The organism is Aeromicrobium sp., assembly GCF_023146395.1.
Lineage (GTDB): Bacteria > Actinomycetota > Actinomycetes > Propionibacteriales > Nocardioidaceae > Aeromicrobium.
In genome coordinates this window covers 534,884-558,755 of sequence record NZ_JAGLCD010000004.1, presented here as the reverse complement: position 1 = coordinate 558,755, position 23,872 = coordinate 534,884, and the positions used below count along the sequence as shown (strand labels likewise).

The following is a 23,872-nucleotide window of genomic DNA, read 5'->3' as shown; positions in this document are numbered from 1 at the left end:
TCTCACTCCCACTTGAAGGTGCGAACGGTGGCGAGGCCGGCGACGAGGGACCACCCGACGAGCACCGCGAGGGGCGCGAGCGCGGACCCGCCCGCGAAGGCCTCGCGGAGTCCTTCACCGAGTGCGCCGGAGGGCACGAGCTCCATGACGTGGCGCCCGGCCTCGGGATAGCGGGACAGCGGGACCATGAGCCCGCCGCCCACGAGCAGCAGGACGTAGACGAGGTTGGCGACCGCCAGCGTGGCCTCGGCGCGGAGGGTGCCGGCGATGAGCAGTCCGAGCGAGCCGAACGCGGCCGTCCCGGCCACCACGAGCGCGAGGGCCCACACCCACGCGACGGCACCGCCGTCCGGTCGCCATCCCAGCGCGAGCGCCGTGGGCACGAGCACCGCGAGCTGGATCGCCTCGACCGCGGCGACGGCGCCGACCTTGCCGAGCAGCAGGACCGATCGGGGGAGCGGCGAGGCGCCGAGCCGCTTGAGGACCCCGTAGCGACGATCGAAGCCCGTGCTGATCGCGAGCGACGTGAACGACGTGGACAGCACGGCGAGAGCCAGCACGCCGGGCGCGATGATGTCGATCGTGCGGCCGGGCCCCAGGTCGACGACCTGGTCGGCCTTCGTGCCCATGACCAGCAGCAGGAGCGGGATGACGAGGGTCAGCAGGACCTGCTCGCCGTTGCGCAGCATGAGCTTGAGCTCCATGCCGGCCTGGGCGCGCAGCATCGCGCCCAGGGGAGCGGAGCCAGGCCTCGGCGCGAGGTCGAGCGGCGTGGTGCTGGTCATCGCAGGCTCCGACCGGTCAGGTCCAGGAAGCGGTCCTCGAGCGTCTGGTGCTCGACGAGGATCGACTCCGGCAGGACCTTCCGCGAGGCGCACCAGGCGGTGAGCGTCGACAGCAGGGCCGGATCGACCTCGCCGGTGACGACGTAGGAGCCGGCGACGCGCTCCTCGACCTTGGTGCCCTCGGGCAGGGCGTGCATCAGGTCGAGCACGTCGAGCCCGGCGGCCGCCGTGAACCGGATCGTGTCGCGGGCCGACTCGTGGGTCAGCTCCGCCGGGGTGCCACTCGCGATGACCCGGCCCGCGTCGACGACGTGGACGACGTCGCTGAGCTGCTCGGCCTCGTCCATGAAGTGGGTCGTGAGCACGGTCGTGACGCCGTGGTCCCGCAGCTCGGTCACGAGGTCCCACGTGGCGCGCCGGGCCTGCGGGTCGAGTCCGGCGGTCGGTTCGTCGAGGAAGAGCAGCTCGGGTCGACCGACGATCGCCATCGCGAGCGAGAGCCGCTGCTGCTGGCCGCCGGAGAGCCGGCGGTAGGGCGTCCGCCCGCACGATCCGAGTCCCAGGCGCTCGACGAGGCCGTCGACGTCCAGGGGGTGCGCGTGCAGCGAGGCGATGTGCCGGAGCATCTCGTCGGCACGCGACCCGGACCACGCGCCTCCGGACTGCAGCATCACGCCGATGCGCGGGCGCAGCGACGCATCGCGCGGATCGAGCCCGAGGACCCGGACCTCGCCGTGCTGGACGGGGCGGAATCCCTCGCAGACCTCGACCGTCGTGGTCTTGCCGGCGCCGTTCGGGCCCAGGATCGCGGTGACCGTGCCCGTCGCGATCTCCAGGTCGAGATGGTCGACCGCCGTGGTGGCGCCGTACCGCATGACGAGATCGCGGATCTCGACGGCAGGAGCGGGCACCGGCACAGTCTAGGTGTGCCATTTCCGGAGCACCGACGGGAGGCAACCCTCAGGCGACAGGACGCCGGCCCGGGGGCGGTGAGCCACCAACAGATTGGACAGCCGGTGAGGTTGCTGACGGACCGCCGCTCCCGCCGGGCGGTGAAGGAGCACCCGAACGACCCACGGATGAGGTGGCTGGCTCACCGCTTCGCGTCACACGTCGGTCTCCGGCCCTACGCTGGCGGCGTGGACCTGCCCGTGATGCCGCCCCTGACGCCGATGCTGGCCAAGTCCGCGCCGCGCGTGCCCGCCGCCGACGCGGTCGACGGCGGGCTGCTCTACGAGCCCAAGTGGGACGGCTTTCGCTGTCTGGTGTTCCGTGACGGCGACGAGATCGAGCTGACCAGTCGCTCCACCAAGCCACTCACGCGCTACTTCCCCGAGGTGGTGGAAGCGGTCCGCGAGCAGCTGCCGGAGCGCTGTGTCCTCGACGGTGAGCTCGTGGTCGTGTCGGGCGACCGGCTCGAGTTCGACCTGCTGAGCCAGCGCATCCACCCGGCGCAGTCCCGCGTCACCGAGCTCTCGACGACCTTGCCGGCGAGCCTCGTCGTGTTCGACCTGCTGGCCGAGGGCGACGACTCGCTGCTCGACACCGCGCTCCAGGAACGGCGTGCGCGGCTCGAGCGGCTGATGTCCGACGTCGTCGCGCCGGTGCACCTCACGCGTGTCACCCGCGACGCCGCCGAGGCCGAGACCTGGTTCCACCAGTTCGAGGGCGCCGGGCTCGACGGCGTCGTCGCCAAGTCGCTCGCGTCCCCGTACGTCCCCAACGGGCGCACCATGCTGAAGGTCAAGCACGCCCGCACGGCCGACGTCGTGATCGCCGGTTACCGCCTCCACAAGACCTCCACCGACGAACGGCCCCTGCTCGGGTCGATGCTTCTCGGGCTCTACGCGGAAGACGGGTCGTTGCACCACGTGGGAGTCGCGGCCTCGTTCACCGCGGCACGCCGGGCCGAGCTGGTCGACGAGCTGGCGCCCGACGTCGTCGACCTGGCCGAGCACCCCTGGGCCGAGGTCGAGATGGGCCAGAACCGGTGGTCGTCGGGCAAGGATCTCTCGTTCGTGCCGCTGGCGCCGTCGCGGGTCGCCGAGGTCGGCTACGAGCACATGGAGGGCCCGGGGGAGCACGCACGCTTTCGGCACACCGCCCAGTTCAAGCGCTGGCGCCCCGACCGCGAGCCCGCGTCCTGCACGTACGCCCAGCTCGAGGAAGTCGTCGGCTACCGACTGTCGGAGGTCCTGGCGTGAGCGGCACCAACCACCACTACGCGGTCGACGTCGACTGGCAGGGCAATCGAGGCGAGGGCACCACGGCCTACCGGTCCTACGGCCGCGAGGTGCTCGTGCGCGCCGCGGGCAAGCCCGAGCTGGCGGGGTCGGCCGACGTCCCGTTCCGCGGCACCGCCGACCGCTGGAATCCCGAGGAGCTGCTCCTGGCCGCGCTCGCCCAGTGCCACCTGCTGTCGTACCTGCACTCGGCGGTCAAGCACGGCATCGTCGTGACCGCGTACGCCGACGCCGCGACGGGCACGATGGAGCAGGTCGGCGACGGGGGTCGGTTCACGTCCGTCACGCTGCACCCCCGTGTCACGATCACCGACGCGTCCCAGCGGGAGCTCGCTCTGCGCATCCATGCCGAGGCGAGCGCCAACTGCTTCATCGCCGCGTCGGTGAGCTTTCCCGTGCTGCACGAGCCGGACGTCACGGTGGCGCAGGCCTAGTAGCGGCCGTCCCCGTCCGCCAACCGCCGCAGCTGGGCGATGAGCGCCGCCGACGGCTCGATGTCGTCGGCGTTCAGTCCCCGCCGGATGTCGTCGGGCAGCGTGGCCACGCCATCGCCGTCGAGCGACTTGACCTCGGCGTGCAGGTCGAGCATCAGGGCGTCGAGCGCGTTGGCGGTGTCGGCGGCGTCGCGCAGCCGGTCGGCGAGATCAGCCGGCACGGCGCCGCGGTACTTGTAGTGGATCTTGTGCTCGAGGCTCGCCCAGAAGTCCATCGCGATCGTGCGGAACTGCACCTCGACCGTGACGGGCAGGGGGCCGTCGGTCAGGTGCACGGGCACCTGGATCAAGGTGTGCAGGCTGCGGTAGCCGTGCGGCTTGGGCACCTGGATGTAGTCGCGCACGTCGAGCACCGTGAGATCGGACTGGGACGTCAGCAGCTCGAACACGTGATACACGTCGGACACGAAGCTGCAGGTCACGCGGACGCCGGCGATGTCGGTGATGGTCTCGCGGATCGAGGCGAAGGTGGGCTCGGTGCCCTTGCGCTGCATCTTCTCAGCGATGCTGTCAGGCGACTTCACCCGGGACGCGATGTTCTCGATCGGGTTGTCGTCGTGCATCATCGCGAACTCGTCGCGCAGGATCGACAGCTTCGTGACGACCTCCTCCATCGCGAACCGGTGGGGGAGCATGAAGCGCATGAAGTCCTGCCGCAGGGCGCGGACGTCGTCGATCCTCACCGGGGCCGAGTCGTCGGCTCGCGTGAGGCGCGGCTTCGGTGTCTGCACCCCCTCAGGGTAAGCACCTGGCCCGAGCACGTCGCGCTCGAGGTGATCCCGGACACACCAGCGGACGGCGCTCCTGGTGCGTGCGTCGGGACCGGCCAGTAGCGTCAGAGGGTCGGACCGGAGACGCCGGAGGACGCGCGCGGGAGAACGCGCTGGGACGGGAGCACCATGGGGAACTCACGCAGGTACGCGATCGCTCGTCTCGCGGCCGCGATCGCTCTCGTGGGTGCGGTGATCGGCGTCGTGCTGTCCTACCGCAGCGGCCCGTTCTGGCTCACGTCGCTGCTGTTCTGCGTCACCCCGCTGCTCGCCGCGTGTGCGATCTACCTCCGGCCGCCGCGCCAGACCCGGCTCGCCCTCTACCGCGCCGCGATCGCGCGGCGCCGGTCGCGTCGGTAGCTGGACGGGCCCTGCACCAGGCTCGAGCTGGCGTGCACGGCGTGGGTGAGCCGTGCACGGCTTCAGCGGCGCTTCTCCTCGCCCGCAGCCTTGAAGATCGTCAGGACGCGCGCGGCCGCCGCGGCCACGATCGCCACCGGCAGGACGGCATAGGCCCAGCCGCGGTCGAGCGTCCCCTGGTTGACGAGCAGGATCACGACGAAGGCCGCCACCACCGCCACGACGATCACGACCATCGCGAATCTCCACGACCCGCGTCCCGCCCCGGTCCTGCCGCGCAGCGGGTGGCGCTCGGCCCGGTCCCCGGTGGCGTCGGGGATGCGGCTGCGGTGGGTGTGGTCGGGATCCTTCATGGCGTCCTCCTTGCTAGACCCGTCCTGTACCCCGTGGCCCCGATCCGATGCGCCGACCTGTCGGATCGGGGCTCGCGCGGCGGGTCGCCCGGGTCATGGCAACGGCCGGCGGGTCGGCCGGACTCGTGCGGTCGGCGGGGTGCACGCGCGGGTCAGGCGGCCGGGCTCCAGGTACTGACGTACCGGTACAGGAACGCCGCCATCTGTTCGCGCAAGACGGGCGCCGAGGGCCTGAACGTCACGGTCTCGTCGGGCTCCTCGTACCCGGTCGTGATCCCCAGCGACGCGAGCAGGTAGATCGCGCTGAAGAACGTGTGGGACGTCGGAACATCGGCGAAGATCGCTGGCTCGTCGATGCCCAGGTCGGCGCATGGTTCCTGCAGGTCGTACCGGTAGAGGAAGGCGGCCATCTGCTCGCGCAGCACGGGCTGCGCGGGTCGGAAGGTTCGGCCTGCGGGGTCGGTGTAGCCCGTGGTGATGCCCGTGGACATCAGCCACTCGATCGGCCCGAGGAAGACGTGCGTGTACGGGACGTCGGCGAAGGTCTTGTCGACGACCGTCACTGTCGTGGAGGTCGAGACGTAACCCTGCCCTGCGTTTGCCACGACCGTCAGCGTGTGCGGGCCGGGGGAGGTGATGCCTGGGTACGTCGCGGTCCAGTCCTGGCCGACGTGGGAGACGACCAAGTCGTCGTAGGGCAAGGCTTGGCCGTCGACCTCGAAGTACAGGTCACCGGCCCCGACGGCGAGCGTGAAGGAGATCGAGACGGGCAGGCCGGGCGTCGCGTGCAACGGGGCGTCGGTGATCGTGACGGGCGTGGCCGCACGAGCGGGCAGGGCCGCCGTCGTGGTCAGCACGACGACGGACAACAGGACGGCAGCAGCGCGCACGAACCTCGGCATGACTCAGGACTCCCTCGATCGCATGGCCACACCCCACGTCGTCGACGATGGTCTCAGACTCCCGGCACCCCTGTCCGCGGGACCGCCTGGATGTCCCCGGGAGCCGCTAGCCCTTCTTCGCCCGGCTCGGCTGCACCCGTGGTGGCTCGCCCGGCATCTTCGGGTAGTCCGGTGGGAAGCTCAGCTCGCCGCCGGGCAGGGACTCCCACAGCTCGAGCAGGGGCTCGAGGACGTGGGCGGTCTCATCGATGTCCTGCCACGGGTCGCCCGCCGCCAGGTGCTCCGGCACGGTCGTGAGGTTGAGGTCGCTCAGGTCGTCGAGGGCGTCCAGCTGTGCCCACGTGACCGGCGTGCTCACCGGCGCCCCGGGCCTGGCCCGCAGCGACCAGGCGCCGGCCACGGACCGGTCCTCGAGATTCTGGTTGTAGTCGATGAACACGGCACCGGCCGGCCGCTCCTCGCGCCACCAGCTCGACGTCACGCCCGCGCCGCGTCGCTCCAGCTCACGGGCCAGCCCGATGACGGCGTGCCGCAGGTCCTGGAAGCCGTACCTGGTCTGCAGGCGCACGTAGACGTGCACGCCTCGGCTGCCGCTCGTCTTCACGAAGGCCGTGAGCCCCAGCTCGTGCAGGAGCTCACGGGTCGCCGTGGCCACACGCTTGACGTCGGCGAAGGAGGAGGTGGCATCGGGGTCCAGGTCGATGCGGAGCTCGTCGGGATGGTCGACGTCCGAGCAGTGCACGGCCCACGGGTGGAACGTGAGCGTGCCCATCTGCGCGGCCCAGACGAAGGCGGCCGGCTCCGAAGGGCACAGCTCGTCGATGGGGCGACCGTTGGGCGTGCGCACGCGCACCGTCTCGAGCCAGTCCGGCGCGCCCTTCGGCAGGCGCTTCTGGTAGAAACCGTCACCCTCGCGGTCCTGAGGCCCCACCGCGAGGCGCATCCCCTCGCGCCAGCCGTCGGGCCACCGCTCCATCGCGACGGGACGATGGCCCATGGCCCGCATGAGGGCGGAGCCCACCGTCGCGACGTACTCGCACACCTGCAGCTTCGTGATCGCCGGCGTGCGATCGGTGGCCTCGTAGATGATCCGGTCCGGGCTCGAGACCCGCACCTCGCGGTCGTCGGCCGTGACCATCGCCGCGGGTGTCTTCGCCATGGAGCCACGCTAGCCGCGCGCGGGCCCGGTGGGGAGGGTTCAGCGCTGTCGGCGCCTGAACGGTGACACCGCCTGAGGTCGGTCAGAGCTGGTGGCCGACGAACCCCGCCGCATGGATCAGCAGGATCGCGCCACCCAGCAGGCAGGCGGCGATCGGGATGAGCGTTCCCACGGTCCACCTGCGCGGAGTCTGGGACTCCGGAGGGGTGCGCGTGAACCGGTTCAGCAGCGTCGGGGCGACCCGGGTCAGTGCGAGCGGCAGCCACGCCGGTGTCACCGTGACGACGGTGATGCCGGCGATCAGCAGGGTGGCCGCCCAGAGCGGGGGCCGCGCGTTGCCGACGTGCTGGGCGGCGGAGATGTAGAGGGGGAGGGTCGTGAAGTTCGTGGCCATGACCAGCAGGCCGAAGGGCACCGAGCCCCGTCGAGAGCCGCCTCCCGTGGGGGCCGGGTGCTCGGCACGTCGGACGAGCCAGGCGCCGTAGCCGAGCAGGACCAGGCCGAGCACCGCGTCGACGGTGCGTGAGGCGATGTCGCGGTCCAGCTGCGTCGCGGTCGCCGCCCCGAGCAGACCGGCGGCCGCGATGCCGATCGGGAGCAGGACCAGGGTGTTGCCCGTCAGGTAGCCCCAGGCGGACGAGCGTTGCCCGCGCAGGACGAACGTGGCCGAGTTCAGGAAGATGACCGGGCTCGCTGCCGCCAGGAGCGACAGCGGTACGACGGTCGCCAGGAGGGCGAGGAGAGGGCTCATCGGCGCCATCATGTCAGGGCACGGCGCCGGTCGACCGGTTGCGCGGCCTCGGTGAGGCCTGGCTCACTGAGGGGAACCTTTGTTGAAGGGCCGGAATCAATAACGACACACTGACGTTGTGAAATACATGGCGGCGAGCGAAGCAGTGGTCGAAGGAGCGTCCCACGACGACTCCTTCCCGACCCGCGCGCGCGTGGCCGACGCGATCCTGCGCGGGGGCCCGTCCACCGCCGCGCGCCTCGCCGACGAGCTGGACCTCACGCCCGCCGCGATCCGCCGCCATCTCGACCATCTCGTGAGCGAGGGCGTACTCGAGGCGCGTGAGCAGCGGGTGCAGGGCCAGCGCGGTCGTGGCCGCCCGGCCAAGGTGTTCGCCCTCACCGACACCGGCCGTGGCCAGTTCGCGCACGCCTACGACACGATCGCCGTCGACGCGCTGGAGTTCCTGCGCGACACGGTCGGCGAGGACGCCGTCAAGCAGTTCGCGGCACGCCGCCTCGATCCGCTGCGTGATCGGCTCGCCGAGCGGCTCGAGGAGGCCGAGCCGGCCCAGCGCGCCGCCGCGCTGGCCGAGGCCCTCAGCGCCGAGGGGTTCGCCGCCTCCACGAGCCAGATCCCCACGGGCACGCAGATGTGCCAGCATCACTGTCCGGTGGCGCACGTCGCGGAACAGTTCCCGCAGCTGTGCGAGGCCGAGGCGGAGATGTTCGCCGGCCTGCTCGGCACCCACGTGCAGCGTCTGGCCACGATCGCCCACGGCGACGGCGTCTGCACGACCCACCTGCCCGATCCCACACCCCAGAGCACCCACGCTCAGACCTCCCAGACCCAGTCCCCCCACGCAGAGAAGGTGACGTCATGACCACCACGTCGCACGAGAACACCGGCGCGGCTCCCTCGATCGAGGAGCTCAATCCCGGACTCAAGGACGTCGGACGCTACGAGTTCGGCTGGTCCGACAAGAACGACGCGGGCGCGACGTCGCAGCGCGGCCTGAACGAGGCCGTCGTCCGCAACATCTCGACCCTCAAGAATGAGCCCGAGTGGATGCTCGACCTGCGCCTGAAGGGCCTCAAGCTCTTCGAGCGCAAGCCCATGCCGACCTGGGGCTCCGACCTCGGTGGCATCGACTTCGACAACATCAAGTACTTCGTGCGCTCCACGGAGAAGCAGGCCGCCACGTGGGACGACCTCCCCGAGGACATCAAGAACACGTACGACCGCCTCGGCATCCCCGAGGCCGAGAAGCAGCGCCTCGTCTCGGGCGTGGCCGCGCAGTACGAGTCCGAGGTCGTCTACCACTCGATCCGTGAGGACCTCGAGGCGCAGGGCGTGCTGTTCCTCGACACCGACACGGCACTGCGCGAGCACCCGGAGATCTTCCAGGAGTACTTCGGCACGGTCATCCCGGTCGGCGACAACAAGTTCTCGGCCCTCAACTCCGCGGTGTGGTCCGGCGGCTCGTTCATCTACGTGCCCAAGGGCGTCCACGTCGACATCCCACTGCAGGCCTACTTCCGCATCAACACCGAGAACATGGGCCAGTTCGAGCGGACGCTGATCATCGCCGACGAGGACTCCTACGTCCACTACGTCGAGGGCTGCACGGCGCCGATCTACTCGAGCGACTCGCTGCACTCCGCGGTCGTCGAGATCGTCGTCAAGAAGGGCGCCCGCGTCCGGTACACGACGATCCAGAACTGGTCGAACAACGTGTACAACCTGGTCACCAAGCGTGCGGTCTGCGAGGCCGGCGCCACGATGGAGTGGGTCGACGGCAACATCGGCTCCAAGGTCACCATGAAGTACCCGGCCGTCTACCTGATGGGCGAGGGGGCCCGCGGCGAGACGCTGTCGATCGCGTTCGCCGGCGAGGGTCAGCACCAGGACGCCGGCGCCAAGATGGTGCACGCCGCCCCGCGCACCTCGAGCTCGATCCTGTCCAAGTCGGTCGCCCGCGGCGGCGGTCGCACCTCCTACCGTGGCCTGCTGCAGGTCAACGAGGGAGCCGAGGGCTCGGCCAGCACGGTCAAGTGCGACGCGCTGCTCGTCGACCAGATCAGCCGGTCCGACACCTACCCGTACGTCGACGTCCGCGAGGACGACGTGACCCTCGGGCACGAGGCCACGGTGTCCAAGCTGAGCGACGACCAGCTCTTCTACTTCATGTCGCGCGGCATGGAGGAGGACGAGGCCATGGCGATGATCGTCCGCGGTTTCGTCGAGCCCATCGCGCGCGAGCTCCCGATGGAGTACGCGCTCGAGCTGAACCGCCTGATCGAGCTTCAAATGGAAGGAGCGGTCGGTTGAGCACCTCACCGCAGTCCGTGGTTGATTCGCCAGTGGCTGGGGCTGCGGCTGATGCCGTCGAGAACCTTCCTGTTCTCGACCACGTCGAGTCGCACCTCCACCCGGAGCCGTCCTACGACGTCGCGGCCCATCCCGTGCCCACGGGCCTGGAGGAGATCTGGCGCTTCACCCCCTTGAAGCGGCTGCGCGGTCTTCTCGAGGGCGCCCCGAGCGACGCGCACCTGGCGTGGGAGCAGCAGCTCCCCGAGGGCGTCACGCTCACCGAGATCAGCACCGAGGAGGCGCAGGCGCTCGCCGTCTCGGCCCCGCTCGATCGGCTCGGTGCCCTCGCGGCCGCCAACGCCGGGGGAGCGGTGCTGCTCGACGTGCCGGCCGATCTCGTGGTCGACGAGCCGATCCGCCTGACCCTGCGCGGCACCGCGTCCTCCGACACCGTCTGGGGCCACGTCGTGATCCGCGTGGGTCTGCACGCCAAGGCCACGGTCCTGGTCGACCACGTCGGCAGCGCCGCCTACGACGCCTTCACCCAGGTCGTCGTGTCCGACGGTGCCCAGCTCGACCTCGTCACGGTCAATGACTGGGACGACGACGCGGTGCACGCCGAGCAGGTCAACATCCGCGTGGGACGCGACGCCACCGTGCGGGCCTTCGAGTTCACCCTCGGCGGCGACCTCGTGCGCACCAGCACCAACGTCGACTACGCCGGCCCGGGCGGCAGCGCCGACCTGCTCGGCGTGTACTTCGCCGATGCGGGTCAGCACATCGAGCACCGGTTGTTCGCCGACCACACCGCGCCGCGCACGCGCAGCAACGTCCTGTACAAGGGCGCGCTGCAGGGTCAGGACGCGCACACCGTGTGGATCGGCAACGTCCTGATCCGCAAGGTCGCCGAGGCCATCGAGACGTTCGAGCAGAACGACAACCTGGTCCTGACCGACGGGGCCCGTGCCGACTCGGTGCCGAACCTCGAGATCGAGACCGGCGACATCGCCGGTGCCGGCCACGCGAGCACGACCGGCCGGTTCGACGACCAGCACCTGTTCTACCTGCAGAGCCGCGGTGTCCCCGAGGACGAGGCACGCCGCCTGGTCGTGCACGGCTTCTTCAACGACATCATCCGGCGCATCGGCATCCCGGACGTCCAGGAGCGCCTGGTCACGGCCGTCGAGCACGAGCTGGCCGATGTCTGAGCAGGACACCGGCTCCAGGACCGGGCAGAGGTTCGCCGCCCCGCTCGCCGACGTCCCCGACGGGGGCGTGCTGGCGGTCGAGGTCGACGGCACCGAGATCGCCCTGGTCCGCCAGGGCGACGACGTGTACGCGATCCGCGACGAGTGCTCGCACGCGTCGATCCCGCTCTCGGAGGGTGACGTCGCCGTCGACCCCGTCAAGGGCCCGTCGATCGAGTGCTGGCTGCACAGCTCGACCTTCTCGCTGCGCACCGGCGAGCCGCTCAACTTCCCGGCCACCGAGCCGGTCCCGACCTACCCCACCACCATCGAGGGCGATCGTGTCTACGTCGCCCTCCCCGAGGAGAACTGACATGAGCACTCTCGAGATCAAGAACCTCCACGTCTCCGTGGACACCGAGGACGGCGCCAAGGAGATCCTCCGCGGTGTCGACCTCACGATCAACAGCGGCGAGATCCACGCGATCATGGGCCCGAACGGTTCGGGCAAGTCCACGCTCGCCTACTCGATCGCCGGCCATCCCAAGTACGACGTCACCGACGGCGAGGTCCTGCTGGACGGCCAGAACGTCCTGGAGCTCAGCGTCGACGAGCGCGCCCGCGCGGGCCTGTTCCTCGCGATGCAGTACCCCGTCGAGGTCCCTGGCGTGTCCGTGGCCAACTTCCTGCGCACGGCCAAGACCGCGATCGACGGCGAGGCGCCGAAGCTCCGCACGTGGGTCAAGGACGTCAACGCGGCCCTCGAGCGCGTCACGCTCGATCCCGCGTTCGCCCAGCGCAGCGTCAACGAGGGATTCTCCGGCGGCGAGAAGAAGCGCCACGAGATCGCGCAGCTCGAGCTGCTCAACCCGAAGTTCGCGGTGCTCGACGAGACCGACTCCGGCCTGGACATCGACGCCCTGAAGGTCGTCTCGGACGGCGTCAACCGCTACAGCGGCCAGGGCGACCGCGGCGTGCTGCTGATCACCCACTACACGCGCATCCTGCGCTACATCGAGCCTGACTTCGTGCACGTGTTCGTCGCCGGGCGTCTGGCCGAGACCGGTGGGCGTGAGCTCGCCGACGAGCTCGAGGCCAGCGGCTACGACAAGTATGTCAAGGCTGCCGCAGTCTGATGGCCGCCACGTACGACGTCGCGCAGGTTCGGGACGACTTCCCGATCCTGCAGCGACGTCTGGCCGGTGACCTGCCGCTGGTCTACCTCGACAGCGCCAACACCTCGCAGAAGCCGCGGCAGGTCGTCGACGCGATCGACGCCCACTACCTCGCGCACAACGCCAACGTCGCGCGGGCGATGCACCAGCTCGGGGCGGAGGCGAGCGAGGCCTTCGAGCTCGGGCGCACCAAGGTGGCCGGCTTCATCGGCGCGAACCGGCGCGAGGAGGTCGTGTTCACCAAGAACGCCTCCGAGGCGCTCAACCTGGTCGCCCGCGTCCTGGGCGACGCCGGTGCCGTGGGGCCGGGCGACGAGATCGTCATCAGCCAGATGGAGCACCACTCCAACATCGTGCCGTGGCAGCTCCTCGCCGAGCGCACGGGCGCGACGCTGCGCTGGTTCGGCCTGACGCCCGAGGGCCGGCTCGACCTCGAGAACGATCCCATCGGCGAGCGCACCAAGATCGTCGCGGTCACCTGGGTCTCGAACATGCTCGGCACGATCAACCCGGTCGCCGATCTCGTGGCCCGGGCGAAGGCGGTGGGCGCCTACTCGGTGGTCGACGCCTCGCAGGCCGTGCCACAGGTGCCGGTCGACCTGGCCGCGCTGGACGCCGACTTCGTGGCCTTCACGGGGCACAAGATGGTCGGGCCGACCGGCATCGGCGTGCTCTGGGGCCGCTACGACCTGCTCGCCTCGCTGCCGCCGTTCCTCGGTGGTGGCGAGATGATCGAGACCGTCACGATGGAGCGCTCCACGTTCGCGGCTCCGCCGGCCCGGTTCGAGGCGGGCACCCCGCCCATCGCGCAGGCGGTGGGCCTGGGTGCCGCGGTCGACTACCTCTCGAGCCTCGGCATGGAGAACGTCGCCGCCCACGAGCAGGCCGTCACGGCCTACGCGCTGGAGCGGCTGCTCGAGATCGACGGCCTGACGGTCGTGGGTCCGACCGAGCCCGTCGACCGCGGGGGAGCCATCAGCTTCACGCTCGACGGCGTCCACCCGCACGACGTCGCCCAGCTGCTCGACAGCAAGGGCGTGGCGGTGCGCGCCGGTCACCACTGCGCGAAGCCGGCCCACGCCTGCTTCGGCGTGCAGTCCACGACTCGTGCGTCGTTCTACCTGTACACGACCGAGGCCGAGATCGACGCGCTCGTCGCGGCGATCTGGCACACCAAGAAGTACTTCGGGGCCTGACATGAGCGATGCGATGAACGTCGATGCTCTCTACCAGGAGATCATCCTCGACCACTACAAGCGCCCGCACGGGGCCGGACTGCGCGACGGCGGCGACGCCGAGGTGCACCACGTCAACCCGACGTGCGGCGACGAGATCACCCTGCGGGTGCACCTCGACGGCGACGTCGTCCGTGACATCTCCTACGACGCGCAGGGCTGCTCGATCAGCCAGGCCTCGGCGTCGGTCCTGAACGACCTGGTCGTCGGCCACACCGTGGCCGAGGGGTTCACGACGCTCGACGCGTTCCAGGAGCTCATGCAGGGCAAGGGGCAGGTCGAGCCGGACGAGGACGTGCTGGAGGACGGCATCGCCTTCGCCGGCGTCGCCCAGTTCCCGGCGCGCGTCAAGTGCGCCCTGCTGTCCTGGATGGCCTTCAAGGACGCAGCCACGCAAGCCACGGGGGCCCAGGCCGCCGGAAAGGAGTCATCATGACCACCGACCACACCGACCTTCCCGAGGTCGACACCAGCGCGCCCGCCGCCGGAGCCACCACCAGCGAGGACGTCCTCGAGGCCATGAAGGACGTCGTCGACCCCGAGCTCGGCATCAACGTCGTCGACCTCGGTCTGGTCTACGGCGCCCACGTCGACGAGCACAGCAACACGGTCCTGCAGATGACCCTCACGTCGGCGGCGTGCCCGCTGACCGACGTCATCGAGGACCAGACGCGCTCGGCGCTCGACGGCATCGTCAACGAGTTCCGGATCGACTGGGTCTGGATGCCGCCGTGGGGCCCGGACAAGATCACCGACGACGGCCGCGAGATGCTGCGGGCCCTCGGCTTCAACATCGGCTGAGCACCGCCCCGCTCGACCTGAGGTAGCCGGCCCCCACATCTAGGGACTTCGTCCGATGTGGGGGCCTACCTCATGGCGGAAGGGTCGAGCCATGATCATCGATCCGCTGTCCTTCGTCCCCGTCGAGATCGAGCGGCGTCGCGCCGCCGCCCGTGCCGTCCGGACCTACCCCAGGCCCGGCGCCCGACCGGTCCGGCGGCGCCAGCGTCCGCGGCGCACCGTGATGCTGCGCCTGGCCGCATGGGCCACGGGCCGCACCGCCCTCGTGTGAGCACCGGCAGGGCCGCCGGCCGGGCGGCCTCGGCCATGATGGATCCCATGGCGACCGACCGAGCTCCCTCCACGGCGCTCGTGGGGCGCACGCGCGAGCTCGACGAGCTGCTCGCCCTCGCCGGGATCAGCGAGCCGGCCGCCCGCGACGTCGTGCTGCTGGGCGGCGACGCCGGCATCGGCAAGACCCGCCTGCTGCGCGAGCTCGGTGCCCGGGCCCGCGGAGCCGGGCACCGGGTGCTGGTCGGGCACTGTCTCGACCTGGGCGACAGCGCGCTGCCCTACCAGCCGTTCGCCGAGGCCTTCGCCGCCGTGCCCGCGCCGGATCGGGACCGGCTCGCCGACCGGTTCCCCGCGCTCGCCGCGCTCCTGCCGGGTCACGCGGCGGCAGAGGCCCCGGGCGTGGAGCGCGGCGAGCTCTTCGCCTCGGTCGTCGCCGCGCTCGACGCCCTGGCCGCCGACCAGCCGCTGCTGCTCGTGATCGAGGACGCCCACTGGGCCGACGCCTCGACCCGGCACCTGATCCGGTACGCCCTGGTGCAGGGCTTCGAGGGTCCGGTGCACGTCGTCGTGAGCTACCGGACCGACGACCTCCACCGCCGCCATCCGTTGCGGCCCGCGCTGGCCGAGTGGGTGCGGCTCGCGGGCGTCCGTCGTCTCGAGCTGGCGCCGCTCGACGACGGCGACGTGGCCGACCTGGCCCGGCTGCAGGCGAGCGACCAGCTCGACTTCGAGGAGCTCCGTGCGGTCGTGCAGCGGGCCGGGGGCAATGCGTTCTTCGTCGAGGAGCTGCTGGAGGCCGGACACGGTCGCGGCACGGCTCCCGGTCCGGTGCCGGAGACGTTGAGCGACGTGCTGCTCGTGCGGCTCGAGCGCCTGGACGAGCAGGCGCGTCGACTCGTCCGCGCCGCGTCGGTCACCGACGGGCGCGAAGGATTTGCGGCACTGGCCGCCGCTGCCGGCCTCACCGAGGTCGAGCTCGACGCGGCGCTGGAGTCGGCGGTCGACCACAAGGTGCTGCGACGCCAGGGCCCTGACGACTACGGATTCCGGCACGCCCTGCTCGGGGAGGCGCTGCGTGACAACCTGCTGCCGGGGGAGCGGCGCCGCATCCACGCGGCTCTGCTCGCGAGCCTGCCGGCCGACGCGCCGCCGGCGACCGTCGCGCGTCATGCGCTGGCGGCGGGGGAGCGCACGACCGCCTTCGGCGCCCTGGTCCGTGCGGCCCAGGCCGCGGACCGCGTGGCCGGCTACGACGAGGCCGCCCACCACTACGAGCAGGCGCTCGAGCTGGTCGACGCCGCCCCGGACGGCACCGACGAGATCGGGCTCGTGATCGACGCGGCGCACGCGCTCGTCACGTCCGGCCAGGTCATGCGCGCCGTCGAGCTGCTGCGCGAGGGGCTCGCCCAGCTTCCCGCCGGCGCCGGTCCGCTCGTCCGGGGCCGTCTTCTCGTGGCGATCGGCAACACCGCCTACTTCGCCAATCTCGACCGTGAGGCGCACGAGGCGAGCCTCGAGGCCGCTGGCCTGGTCCCGGACGACGACACGGTCCTGCGCGCCGAGGTGGCCGCGCTGCAGGCCCGCACGCTCGCGGCCCGCCGAGCCGACGCCGAGGCGACGACGTGGGGCGAGCGTGCCGTGGAGATCGCCGAGCGGCTCGGGACGGAGACGGTCATCTCCGATGCCAAGGCCACGTTGATCCGCGTCATGGTGCGCTCGGGCGAGGACCCGACGACGGCCCGGGCGAGGTTCCAGGAGCTGATCGTCCGCTCCCGCGCGTCCGGTCACGTGCTGGGCGAGCTGCGGGGCCTGCACCAGATGGCCTTCGTGCTGTTCAACGCCGGTGCGTTGGACGAGGCCGAGCAGGCGTTCGCGGAGGGCAAGCGCCGCGCCGAGGAGACCGGATGGTCCTGGGGGCCGTACGGTTTCGACGGACGGTACTTCGGGGCGCTCATGGCCTATCTGCGCGGCCGGTGGGACGAGGCGCTCGACCTCTGCGACGTCGGACCGGAGGCCCCACCGACGCTCGCGGCGTATCTCGGCTCGATCTCGTTGCTCGTGGCCGCCGGGCGCGGGGACGTGCCACAGATCGAACGGACGCTGCCGCTGCGGGTGTGGTGGCGCGACGAGGTGGCCTCGGCGGTGCACAGCTCGGCGGCCCTGATCGACCTGTACGCCGAGGCCGGCGACCTGGCCGCCGCCCGGCGAGTCCACGACGAGCTGGTCGAGCGGCACGACCGGATGTGGGACGGGCCGTGGTTCCCCGGGCGCGTCCGCCTGACGGCGCTGCTGGTCGGGCAGTACGCCGCGGTCGCCGCGTCGCTCCGACGCGACGAGCAGTCTGCTCTCGTCGCGCATGCCGCTGAGCTGTGGGCCGCCGTCGAGGGCGTCGTGGAGCGCCATCGGGCGTTCGGTCCGGAGGGTCGGGCCTGGCAGGACCGTGCCGCGGCCGAGACGGCCCGGCTGAGGTGGGTCTGCGGGATCGACGCTCCCGAGGCCGATGAGCTCCTGCGCCGCTGGCGGTCCGCCCACGAGGGATTCGTCGCTCTCGACGACCCCTACGAGACCGCACGCTCGGCGACGCGTCTGGCGGCCGTCCTGCTCGCGACGGGCGAGGTCGACGCGGCCGGCGCCCTGCTGACGCCGGCGCGCGCGACCGCGGCACGTCTCGGGGCCGCGCCGCTGCTCGGCGAGATCGACCGGCTGGCGCCCCGTCAGGGCGGGGGACCGGTGACGCTGACCCCCCGCGAGCAGGAGGTGTTGCGGCAGGTCGCGCTCGGGCTCAGCAACGGCGAGATCGGTCGGCGCCTGTTCATCAGCACCAAGACGGTGTCCGTGCACGTCTCGAACGTCCTCGCCAAGCTGACCGCGTCGTCGCGGACCGAGGCGGTCGCGATCGCGCGCCGCCAGCGCCTCCTCGACGACTAGGAGCCGGCGCTGGCCGCCAGGAACGCCTCCGCGACCGCCGTGATCGCCTCCGGATCGAGGCTTCCGCTGCTGGTCGTCACGGAGACGTACACGATCTCGGTGGTACTCGGTTGCAGGGTGAGCTCGACCGACCGGCTGTCGCTGCGGATCGTGGCGTCCTCGGCGCCGTCGACCGTGACGGTCTCCTCCCCGGACTCGCGGGCGAGCTCCATGGTCCCGGAAGGGTCGCTGTCGGACGACCGGGAGAGCTGCACCGTCGCGAGGTGGTCCCCGAGGTACGCGCAGCGCACGCTCGAGCCGCTGCGCCCGCCGCGAGCCAGCTGGATCGTGTCGACGCCCTGCTCGATCGTGCGGTCGTCAGCGGGCAGGCACGCCGTGCCGACCTGCGTGGTCAGCGCCTGGGACTCGAAGTCGTCGGGGATCGCGGGCAGGTACTCCCGCAGGAACGTGACAATGTCGTCCTCGGAGACCCGGTTCGCCGGGTCGCTGTTGCCGATCGCGTCGTTGCGCAGGATCACCTCGTGACCGGCGCTGCGAACGCCGATCGTGATCGTGACGGTCTCGCCGTCCGCCTCGTTCGTGCTGCGGAACGCCTCGTCGCCCAGGTCGTCGATCGACTCCAGACCGTCATTCCCGCCCAGCAGCTCGACCCGGTCCTCCAGGCTCTCGTCGGAGTCGACGACCTTCACCCCGAAGCTCACCGAGTACACGTCCCCGACCGTGCAGCCGTCGTAGGTCAGGTCGCCGATCAGCAGCGTCGGAACGAGGTCGCGGTCGTTCGGGTTGAGCGGATCGGTGACGGCACGGTCCACGATCGAGCAGGCGGTGACCTGGCCCGTGGTGGAACGTCCTCCGTCGGAGGACGCGGTGCTGGGGGCCGGGTCCGGCGAGCCGTCGTCCGTCGAGCCCCCACAGGCGGCCACCGCCAGGGCGGCGGCCAGAAGCATGGTCACGGCGGTCTTGGTGCGGTGCATCGCGGTCCTCCATCGCTCGTCAGGGGTCGCCGCCATCGTGCCAGCCTCAGCGCGTCGACCGGTGGCGCAGCGTGTCGAAGCGCACGCGCGCCGTGTCACGGAGGGCCGTTACGATGGTGCGGTGATCATCCAGCGGGAATAGGCCGTCGCTCGACGTGCTCGACGACCGACCTCTGCCCCTTCCTGCCTGAAAGTTCTTTCATGATCACCGTCAACGACGTCACGCTGCGCTTCGGTGCGCGTGTCCTGATGTCCAACGTCTCCTTCCGCGTCGACACCGGCGACAAGATCGGCCTCGTCGGTCGCAACGGCGCCGGCAAGACCACCCTGACCCGCATGCTCTCCGGCGACGGACAGCCGTCGGAGGGCAGCATCAGCCATCGCGGCAAGATCGGGTACCTGCCCCAGGACCCCAAGATCGGCGACCTCTCGACGACGGCCCGCGACCGCATCCTGGGTGCTCGCGGCCTCGACGAGGCGCTGGCCGTGATGCGCAAGGCCGAGATCGACATGGGCTCGGCCGACGCCGACACGGCCGACAAGGCCATGCGCGCGTACAGCCGGGCGCAGGACGCCTTCTCCGCCGGCGGCGGGTACGCGGCCGAGGCGGAGGCCGCCACGATCTCGGCGGCGCTCGGTCTGCCCGACCGCGTCCTGGAGCAGCCCCTCTCGACGCTGTCGGGCGGTCAGCGCCGGCGCATCGAGCTGGCCCGCATCCTGTTCAGCGACGCCGAGACGATGCTGCTCGACGAGCCCACCAACCACCTCGATGCCGACTCGGTCACCTGGCTGCGGGGATTCCTCAAGAACTACTCCGGTGGGCTCGTGATCATCAGCCACGACGTCGACCTGATCGAGGAGACCGTCAACAAGGTCCTCTACCTGGACGCGAACCGGGCCACGATCGACGTCTACAACATGGGCTGGAAGCACTACCTGCGCCAGCGCGAGGCCGACGAGGTCCGGCGCAAGCGGGAGCGCGAGATCACGACCAAGACGGCCGAGCGCCTGCAGATGCAGGGCAACAAGATGCGCGCCAAGGCCAGCAAGGCCTCGGCCGCGCAGCAGATGCTGCGGCGCGCCGAGGACATGATGGCCGGCCTGGAAGGCGTGCGTCAGACCGAGAAGGTCGCCAAGATCGACTTCCCGAGCCCCGCCTCCTGCGGCAAGACGCCGCTCATGGCCGAGGGCCTCTCGAAGTCGTACGGGTCGCTCGAGATCTTCACCGACGTCGATCTCGCGATCGACCGCGGGAGCCGGGTCGTCGTGCTCGGCCTGAACGGCGCCGGCAAGACGACCCTGCTGCGCATGCTGGCCGGCGAGCTGCTGCCGGACTCCGGGGAGCTCCAGCCCGGGCACGGTCTCAAGGTCGGCTACTTCGCCCAGGAGCACGAGACGCTCGATCCGGACCGCACGGTGCTGCAGAACATGCAGGCCAGCGCCCCCGACCTCACCGACACCCAGGCACGCAGCGTGCTCGGCGCCTTCCTGTTCACGGGGGACGACGCCGACAAGCCGGCACGGGTCCTGTCCGGCGGCGAGAAGACGCGCCTGGCCCTCGCGGGCCTGATCGTCTCCAGCGCCAACGTGCTCCTGCTCGACGAGCCCACCAACAACCTCGATCCCGCCTCGCGCGAGGAGGTCCTGTCGGCCATCCGGCGCTACCAGGGCGCGATCGTGCTGGTCTCGCACGACGAGGGCGCCGTGCAGGCGCTGGAGCCCGACCGGGTGCTGCTGCTGCCCGACGGCGACGAGGACCTCTGGAACGACGACTACGCCGACCTCATCGCGCTGGCGTGATCTCGCGGCCGGCCTCGTCGGTCGTGGGCGAGGTCCGGGCCGCGCGTGCGGCCGCCGTGCGGCGCTCCTGGCGCTCGGCCCGGGCGAACCACCCGTAGCCGACGATCGCCAGGGCCGCGAAGAACCACCACTGGAGTCCGTAGAAGAAGTGCGGGCCCTGACCCAGGTCGGGCCGCGGCTCCGGCTCCAGCCCGCTGCTCGCGGGCGACTGCTCCTGCAGGTCGACGTAGCCGCTGCGCAGGTCGTAGGGCACGTGCTCGGCCATGCCGCGACTCGAGACCGCCCGCACCTGACCGTCGAAGACCTGGGTCGCCTGGCGGCCCGCGGAGCTGTCGACGCGCAGCCAGCCCGTGACCTGGACCTCACCGTCCGGTGGCTCGGGCAGAGTCTCCGGACGCGCGTTGGTGCGCAAGGTCTCGGTGAACCCGCGGTCGACCAGCACCGCCGTGCCGTCCTCGAGCAGCAGCGGCGTGAGGACGTCGACCCCGGGTCGTCCGTCGCGGTTGACGAACTTGACCGTGACCTCGTGATCGACGTCGTAGGAGCCGGTGACCTCGACGACGGTCCACTCCTGGTCGGGCTCGACGGCCGATCCGGCGGGGACGACGTCCTCGAGCGGGACCGGCGCGGTGTCGAGGTGCTCCCGCACCAGCTCGTTGCGCACCTGGCGGTCCTCGAGCTTGTGGAACTGCCAGATCCCGAGCTGGATGCAGACCGCGGAGAGGGCGACGACGAAGATCGCGAAGCCGATCCAGCGGGCGGATCCGAGGAAGCGCAGCTCACGCATCGGCGGCTCCGACCGGCACCGTCTCACGCCAGAAGCCCCGCGCGGACAGGAAGGAGGTCAAGGTGGCGTCGTGTTCAGGACACGCGAGCCAGATCTTACGGCGCTCCGGTGTGTGCAGGCGGGGATTGTTCCACCGCACCTCCACGGCCGCGGACGCCGTGCAGCCCTTGGCCGAGCACGTGAGCTCGGGGGAGTCGAGAGCCACCCGCGTCAGAGCTCGTCGCGCTCGGGACGGCCGGCGATGGAGCGGTGCTCCATCGGCACGAACGAGCTGCCGGACGCCCGGGTCGCCCGGACCCCGGCATTGGCCAGCACGACCGAGACGTAGGGCAGGAACACGGCGAGCACGATGAGCACCCAGCGGAACGGGCCGTCGACGAGACACGCGCCGATGAAGCACACGGTGCGCAGACCCATCGACAGCAGGTACCGGCGCTCCTTGGCGCCGAACATCGCGCTCGAGCTCTCCGGAGCCGAGGTGATCAGGGGCACCTCGTCGGTTCGCTTGTTCACCCGGCCAGGATACGCCCCCCACCGCAGCGCCACCGGTCGTGACGGCATCATGGCCACCATGAGCAACCGCACCTACCGCATCACCGAGATCGTCGGCACCTCTCCGGACGGCGTGACGGAGGCCATCGAGAACGGCATCAAGCGAGCGAGCCAGACCCTGCGCCACCTCGACTGGTTCGAGGTCGAGGGCATCCGCGGCCAGATCAGCGACGACGCCCCGTCGCACTACCAGGTCACGATGAAGATCGGTTTCCGCCTGGAGGACGACGAGTGATCCTGCGGCTCCTCGCCGTGACCCTCCTGACGACGCTGGCCCTGACGGCCTGCTCGGACGGAGGTCAGGACGGGGAGCCCCGGCCCGCGTCACCGTCCGCGCCCGAGCCGGGCTCGGGCGAGCCGTCTCCGACGCCGCCCGTGATCGAGGCCCCGACGGGTGCCCCGGCCGATCCGGCCCAGTTCCCGGACGCCTACAGCGGGCACGCGTTCGTGACGCCGACGGGCAACATCGTCTGCTGGATCGACGACGCCGCCGACCAGTGGGGCTGCCTGATCAAGGACCGCACCTACGCTGAGCCCGCCGGCGGCGAGAGCTGTCTGCAGGACTTCGGTCGGGGATTCGTCTCGGTGCAGGGAAGCGCACCGACCCCGTTGTGCCGCGGCGGGGTCATCTCCGCTGCCGAGACCGGCGGGGGTGTCGTGCTGCCGTACGGCCAGGCGATCACGGTGGGCGAGGTGATCTGCGGGTCCGAGCGCGACGGGGTGACGTGCCTCGACCAGGCTTCCGGCCACGGGCTGTTCCTGAGCCGCGCGGCCTACGCCGTCAGCTGAGGTCGGAGGCGTCGGCCTCCTCGACCTCCTCGCGGGTGATGCCCATGAGGTAGACGATCGTGTCGAGGTAGGGGACGTTGACCGACGTGCGCGCCTGGTCGCGCACGGTCGGCTTGGCGTTGAACGCGATGCCCAGACCCGCGGCGGCGAGCATGTCGAGGTCGTTGGCGCCGTCGCCGATCGCGACGGTGTTCTTGACCGGGATGCCCGCGTGCTCGGCGAACTCGCGCAGCGCCGTGGCCTTGCCGGCGCGATCGACGACGGTGCCCAGCACCCGGCCGGTCAGGACGCCGCCGGAGATCTCGAGGTCGTTGGCGCGGAAGTAGTCGATGCCGAGCTCCTCGGCGATCCTCGCGATGATCGGGGTGAAGCCGCCCGAGACCAGGGCGAAGCGGTAGCCGAGACGCTTGAGCGTGCGGATCATGGTGCGGGCGCCGGGGGTGTAGGTCAGGGACGCGTACACCTCGTCGAGCGCCGACACCGGCACGCCCTCGAGCTTCGCGACGCGGGCGTGCAGCGACTGCGCGAAGTCGAGCTCACCGCGCATCGCCCGCTCGGTGACCGCGGCGACCTCGGCCTCGCAGCCGGCGTGGGCGGCGAGCATCTCGATGACCTCACCCTGGATCAGGGTCGAGTCGACGTCCATCACGACGAGCCGTTGGGCGTGCCGGCGGATGCCGTTCTCCTGCACGGCCACGTCGACGCCGTGCTCGTAGGCGACGCGGGCCAAGGTGGCCTGGAGGACGTCCGGGTCGGCGCCGCTGACCTCCATGCGGATCGCCGTGACGGGGTAGCGCGCCATCCGCACGATGCGGTCGATGTTGCCGCCGTCGGTGCGGATCTGCTCGGTCAGGGCTGCCAGGGCGCGGGGGCGCAGGGGTGCGCCCAGGACGACGACCTGGGCCCGTCCGACGCGTCGTGGACGGTTGTCGCCCGTGCCGCGCTCGATCGAGACCGCGAGGCCCAGCTCGGGGCCCAGCGCCGTGACTGCGGTGTCGAGGGCGCTCGTGCCGGCCTCCTCGACGGGCTCGGTCACGAGCACGCTCAGGATCAGCTGGCCGCGCACGACGAGCTGCTCGACGTCGATGACCTCGAGCGGGAAGGCGTCCAGGACGCCGAACAGGCGCGTCGAGACCCCGACGCGATCCGGCCCGACGAGGGTCACGAGGACGGTCGGACCCGTGAAGTGCTGGGGCAGGCGCGGGACGGGCACATGGCTGGTCATCGGCACGAGGCTAGCGCGATAGGTTGGTCACCGACGA

28 protein-coding genes are annotated in these 23,872 nt (G+C 71.1%); 16 read left to right on the top strand and 12 right to left on the bottom strand.

Going from position 1 to position 23,872, the window contains the following annotated elements:
• Window positions 1-2: 2 nt before the first annotated feature.
• Window positions 3-785 carry an ABC transporter permease gene (locus tag KAG51_RS04805; protein WP_290581158.1) on the bottom strand — a complete coding sequence of 261 codons (783 nt, stop codon included), beginning with the start codon at window positions 783-785 and terminating at the stop codon, window positions 3-5.
• Window positions 782-1,696 carry an ABC transporter ATP-binding protein gene (locus KAG51_RS04800; protein ID WP_290581156.1) on the bottom strand — a complete coding sequence of 305 codons (915 nt, stop codon included), beginning with the start codon at window positions 1,694-1,696 and terminating at the stop codon, window positions 782-784. The genes KAG51_RS04805 and KAG51_RS04800 overlap by 4 nt, the downstream gene beginning before the upstream one ends.
• 228 nt (window positions 1,697-1,924) lie before the next feature.
• On the opposite strand from KAG51_RS04800, the gene KAG51_RS04795 reads away from it, so the two are divergent.
• On the top strand, window positions 1,925-2,989 hold the full coding sequence (locus KAG51_RS04795; protein ID WP_290581154.1) for an ATP-dependent DNA ligase: 1,065 nt from the start codon (window positions 1,925-1,927) through the stop codon (window positions 2,987-2,989).
• Window positions 2,986-3,462, top strand: a complete 477-nt coding sequence (locus KAG51_RS04790; RefSeq protein WP_290581153.1) for an OsmC family protein — start codon at window positions 2,986-2,988, stop codon at window positions 3,460-3,462. Before KAG51_RS04795 ends, KAG51_RS04790 begins: the two co-directional genes overlap by 4 nt.
• On the opposite strand, the gene KAG51_RS04785 is transcribed toward KAG51_RS04790, so the two are convergent.
• A complete protein-coding gene (locus tag KAG51_RS04785) occupies window positions 3,459-4,253 on the bottom strand; it encodes a GTP pyrophosphokinase family protein (RefSeq protein WP_290581151.1) in 795 nt (264 codons plus the stop codon). The genes KAG51_RS04790 and KAG51_RS04785 overlap by 4 nt on opposite strands.
• Window positions 4,254-4,421: 168 nt before the next feature.
• Between KAG51_RS04785 and KAG51_RS04780 the strand changes: the two genes are divergently transcribed.
• Window positions 4,422-4,652: a hypothetical protein gene (locus KAG51_RS04780; RefSeq protein ID WP_290581149.1), complete on the top strand. Its 231-nt coding sequence runs from the start codon at window positions 4,422-4,424 to the stop codon at window positions 4,650-4,652.
• A gap of 62 nt (window positions 4,653-4,714) precedes the next feature.
• Here the strand turns inward: KAG51_RS04780 and KAG51_RS04775 are convergent, their stop codons facing one another.
• The 4 genes from KAG51_RS04775 to KAG51_RS04760 form a co-directional block, all read right to left on the bottom strand.
• Window positions 4,715-5,005, bottom strand: a complete 291-nt coding sequence (locus tag KAG51_RS04775) for a hypothetical protein (RefSeq protein ID WP_290581147.1) — start codon at window positions 5,003-5,005, stop codon at window positions 4,715-4,717.
• Window positions 5,006-5,157: 152 nt separating this feature from the next.
• On the bottom strand, window positions 5,158-5,907 hold the full coding sequence (locus KAG51_RS04770; protein WP_290581145.1) for an S-layer homology domain-containing protein: 750 nt from the start codon (window positions 5,905-5,907) through the stop codon (window positions 5,158-5,160).
• A gap of 106 nt (window positions 5,908-6,013) precedes the next feature.
• Window positions 6,014-7,066 (bottom strand): ATP-dependent DNA ligase, encoded by a 1,053-nt coding sequence (locus KAG51_RS04765; protein WP_290581143.1) that lies wholly within the window; start codon window positions 7,064-7,066, stop codon window positions 6,014-6,016.
• 82 nt (window positions 7,067-7,148) lie between these two features.
• Window positions 7,149-7,817, bottom strand: a complete 669-nt coding sequence (locus KAG51_RS04760) for a hypothetical protein (protein ID WP_290581141.1) — start codon at window positions 7,815-7,817, stop codon at window positions 7,149-7,151.
• A 127-nt stretch (window positions 7,818-7,944) separates the two neighbouring features.
• Here KAG51_RS04760 and KAG51_RS04755 point away from each other — a divergent pair, with 127 nt between their 5' ends.
• The 10 genes from KAG51_RS04755 (at window position 7,945) to KAG51_RS04710 (ending at window position 17,708) form a co-directional block, all read left to right on the top strand.
• Entirely contained in the window at window positions 7,945-8,679 is a 735-nt protein-coding gene (locus KAG51_RS04755) for a metalloregulator ArsR/SmtB family transcription factor (protein WP_290581267.1), read from the top strand.
• The gene (sufB, locus tag KAG51_RS04750) at window positions 8,676-10,127 is read left to right on the top strand and encodes a Fe-S cluster assembly protein SufB (protein WP_290581140.1); all 1,452 of its coding nucleotides are present in this window, start codon (window positions 8,676-8,678) and stop codon (window positions 10,125-10,127) included. Before KAG51_RS04755 ends, sufB begins: the two co-directional genes overlap by 4 nt.
• A 32-nt stretch (window positions 10,128-10,159) precedes the next feature.
• Entirely contained in the window at window positions 10,160-11,317 is a 1,158-nt protein-coding gene (sufD, locus tag KAG51_RS04745) for a Fe-S cluster assembly protein SufD (RefSeq protein ID WP_290581138.1), read from the top strand.
• Window positions 11,310-11,669 (top strand): non-heme iron oxygenase ferredoxin subunit, encoded by a 360-nt coding sequence (locus tag KAG51_RS04740; protein WP_290581136.1) that lies wholly within the window; start codon window positions 11,310-11,312, stop codon window positions 11,667-11,669. The genes sufD and KAG51_RS04740 overlap by 8 nt, the downstream gene beginning before the upstream one ends.
• Window position 11,670: 1 nt before the next feature.
• Window positions 11,671-12,432, top strand: coding sequence for a Fe-S cluster assembly ATPase SufC (sufC, locus tag KAG51_RS04735; RefSeq protein ID WP_290581134.1), 762 nt, complete (start codon window positions 11,671-11,673; stop codon window positions 12,430-12,432).
• Window positions 12,432-13,667, top strand: a complete 1,236-nt coding sequence (locus tag KAG51_RS04730; RefSeq protein WP_290581132.1) for a cysteine desulfurase — start codon at window positions 12,432-12,434, stop codon at window positions 13,665-13,667. Before sufC ends, KAG51_RS04730 begins: the two co-directional genes overlap by 1 nt.
• A gap of 13 nt (window positions 13,668-13,680) precedes the next feature.
• Window positions 13,681-14,142: a Fe-S cluster assembly sulfur transfer protein SufU gene (gene sufU / locus KAG51_RS04725; RefSeq protein WP_290581265.1), complete on the top strand. Its 462-nt coding sequence runs from the start codon at window positions 13,681-13,683 to the stop codon at window positions 14,140-14,142.
• On the top strand, window positions 14,139-14,507 hold the full coding sequence (locus KAG51_RS04720; RefSeq protein ID WP_290581130.1) for a metal-sulfur cluster assembly factor: 369 nt from the start codon (window positions 14,139-14,141) through the stop codon (window positions 14,505-14,507). Before sufU ends, KAG51_RS04720 begins: the two co-directional genes overlap by 4 nt.
• A 91-nt stretch (window positions 14,508-14,598) precedes the next feature.
• Window positions 14,599-14,778 carry a hypothetical protein gene (locus KAG51_RS04715; RefSeq protein ID WP_290581128.1) on the top strand — a complete coding sequence of 60 codons (180 nt, stop codon included), beginning with the start codon at window positions 14,599-14,601 and terminating at the stop codon, window positions 14,776-14,778.
• Between the two features lie 47 nt (window positions 14,779-14,825).
• A complete protein-coding gene (locus KAG51_RS04710; RefSeq protein ID WP_290581126.1) occupies window positions 14,826-17,708 on the top strand; it encodes a helix-turn-helix transcriptional regulator in 2,883 nt (960 codons plus the stop codon).
• On the opposite strand, the gene KAG51_RS04705 is transcribed toward KAG51_RS04710, so the two are convergent.
• Window positions 17,705-18,682 carry a hypothetical protein gene (locus KAG51_RS04705; RefSeq protein ID WP_290581124.1) on the bottom strand — a complete coding sequence of 326 codons (978 nt, stop codon included), beginning with the start codon at window positions 18,680-18,682 and terminating at the stop codon, window positions 17,705-17,707. The genes KAG51_RS04710 and KAG51_RS04705 overlap by 4 nt on opposite strands.
• Before the next feature lie 201 nt (window positions 18,683-18,883).
• Between KAG51_RS04705 and abc-f the strand changes: the two genes are divergently transcribed.
• Entirely contained in the window at window positions 18,884-20,482 is a 1,599-nt protein-coding gene (gene abc-f / locus KAG51_RS04700; protein WP_290581122.1) for a ribosomal protection-like ABC-F family protein, read from the top strand.
• Here the strand turns inward: abc-f and KAG51_RS04695 are convergent.
• The 3 genes from KAG51_RS04695 to KAG51_RS04685 are packed head-to-tail and all read right to left on the bottom strand — an operon-like array spanning window position 20,466 to window position 21,782.
• Window positions 20,466-21,269 carry an SURF1 family protein gene (locus tag KAG51_RS04695; protein WP_290581120.1) on the bottom strand — a complete coding sequence of 268 codons (804 nt, stop codon included), beginning with the start codon at window positions 21,267-21,269 and terminating at the stop codon, window positions 20,466-20,468. The genes abc-f and KAG51_RS04695 overlap by 17 nt on opposite strands.
• Entirely contained in the window at window positions 21,262-21,474 is a 213-nt protein-coding gene (locus KAG51_RS04690) for an acetone carboxylase (RefSeq protein WP_290581118.1), read from the bottom strand. The genes KAG51_RS04695 and KAG51_RS04690 overlap by 8 nt, the downstream gene beginning before the upstream one ends.
• A gap of 5 nt (window positions 21,475-21,479) precedes the next feature.
• On the bottom strand, window positions 21,480-21,782 hold the full coding sequence (locus KAG51_RS04685) for a DUF3099 domain-containing protein (protein WP_290581116.1): 303 nt from the start codon (window positions 21,780-21,782) through the stop codon (window positions 21,480-21,482).
• Between the two features lie 58 nt (window positions 21,783-21,840).
• Here KAG51_RS04685 and KAG51_RS04680 point away from each other — a divergent pair, with 58 nt between their 5' ends.
• The gene (locus KAG51_RS04680; protein WP_290581114.1) at window positions 21,841-22,056 is read left to right on the top strand and encodes a dodecin; all 216 of its coding nucleotides are present in this window, start codon (window positions 21,841-21,843) and stop codon (window positions 22,054-22,056) included.
• The gene (locus tag KAG51_RS04675; protein ID WP_290581112.1) at window positions 22,053-22,610 is read left to right on the top strand and encodes a DUF6636 domain-containing protein; all 558 of its coding nucleotides are present in this window, start codon (window positions 22,053-22,055) and stop codon (window positions 22,608-22,610) included. The genes KAG51_RS04680 and KAG51_RS04675 overlap by 4 nt, the downstream gene beginning before the upstream one ends.
• Here KAG51_RS04675 and serB read toward each other — a convergent pair.
• Window positions 22,603-23,835 (bottom strand): phosphoserine phosphatase SerB, encoded by a 1,233-nt coding sequence (serB, locus tag KAG51_RS04670; RefSeq protein ID WP_290581110.1) that lies wholly within the window; start codon window positions 23,833-23,835, stop codon window positions 22,603-22,605. The genes KAG51_RS04675 and serB overlap by 8 nt on opposite strands.
• Between the last annotated feature and the right edge of the window lie 37 nt (window positions 23,836-23,872).

Coding starts and splice junctions, on each gene's coding strand:
- KAG51_RS04805 (WP_290581158.1), bottom strand. CDS start 785: ATGACCAGCACCACGCCGCTCGACCTCGCGCCGAGGCCTGGCTCCGCT.
- KAG51_RS04780 (WP_290581149.1), top strand. CDS start 4,422: ATGGGGAACTCACGCAGGTACGCGATCGCTCGTCTCGCGGCCGCGATC.
- KAG51_RS04775 (WP_290581147.1), bottom strand. CDS start 5,005: ATGAAGGATCCCGACCACACCCACCGCAGCCGCATCCCCGACGCCACC.
- KAG51_RS04770 (WP_290581145.1), bottom strand. CDS start 5,907: ATGCCGAGGTTCGTGCGCGCTGCTGCCGTCCTGTTGTCCGTCGTCGTG.
- KAG51_RS04765 (WP_290581143.1), bottom strand. CDS start 7,066: ATGGCGAAGACACCCGCGGCGATGGTCACGGCCGACGACCGCGAGGTG.
- KAG51_RS04760 (WP_290581141.1), bottom strand. CDS start 7,817: ATGAGCCCTCTCCTCGCCCTCCTGGCGACCGTCGTACCGCTGTCGCTC.
- KAG51_RS04755 (WP_290581267.1), top strand. CDS start 7,945: ATGGCGGCGAGCGAAGCAGTGGTCGAAGGAGCGTCCCACGACGACTCC.
- sufB (WP_290581140.1), top strand. CDS start 8,676: ATGACCACCACGTCGCACGAGAACACCGGCGCGGCTCCCTCGATCGAG.
- KAG51_RS04740 (WP_290581136.1), top strand. CDS start 11,310: ATGTCTGAGCAGGACACCGGCTCCAGGACCGGGCAGAGGTTCGCCGCC.
- sufC (WP_290581134.1), top strand. CDS start 11,671: ATGAGCACTCTCGAGATCAAGAACCTCCACGTCTCCGTGGACACCGAG.
- KAG51_RS04730 (WP_290581132.1), top strand. CDS start 12,432: ATGGCCGCCACGTACGACGTCGCGCAGGTTCGGGACGACTTCCCGATC.
- sufU (WP_290581265.1), top strand. CDS start 13,681: ATGAACGTCGATGCTCTCTACCAGGAGATCATCCTCGACCACTACAAG.
- KAG51_RS04720 (WP_290581130.1), top strand. CDS start 14,139: ATGACCACCGACCACACCGACCTTCCCGAGGTCGACACCAGCGCGCCC.
- KAG51_RS04715 (WP_290581128.1), top strand. CDS start 14,599: ATGATCATCGATCCGCTGTCCTTCGTCCCCGTCGAGATCGAGCGGCGT.
- KAG51_RS04710 (WP_290581126.1), top strand. CDS start 14,826: ATGGCGACCGACCGAGCTCCCTCCACGGCGCTCGTGGGGCGCACGCGC.
- KAG51_RS04705 (WP_290581124.1), bottom strand. CDS start 18,682: ATGCACCGCACCAAGACCGCCGTGACCATGCTTCTGGCCGCCGCCCTG.
- abc-f (WP_290581122.1), top strand. CDS start 18,884: ATGATCACCGTCAACGACGTCACGCTGCGCTTCGGTGCGCGTGTCCTG.
- KAG51_RS04695 (WP_290581120.1), bottom strand. CDS start 21,269: ATGCGTGAGCTGCGCTTCCTCGGATCCGCCCGCTGGATCGGCTTCGCG.
- KAG51_RS04680 (WP_290581114.1), top strand. CDS start 21,841: ATGAGCAACCGCACCTACCGCATCACCGAGATCGTCGGCACCTCTCCG.
- serB (WP_290581110.1), bottom strand. CDS start 23,835: ATGACCAGCCATGTGCCCGTCCCGCGCCTGCCCCAGCACTTCACGGGT.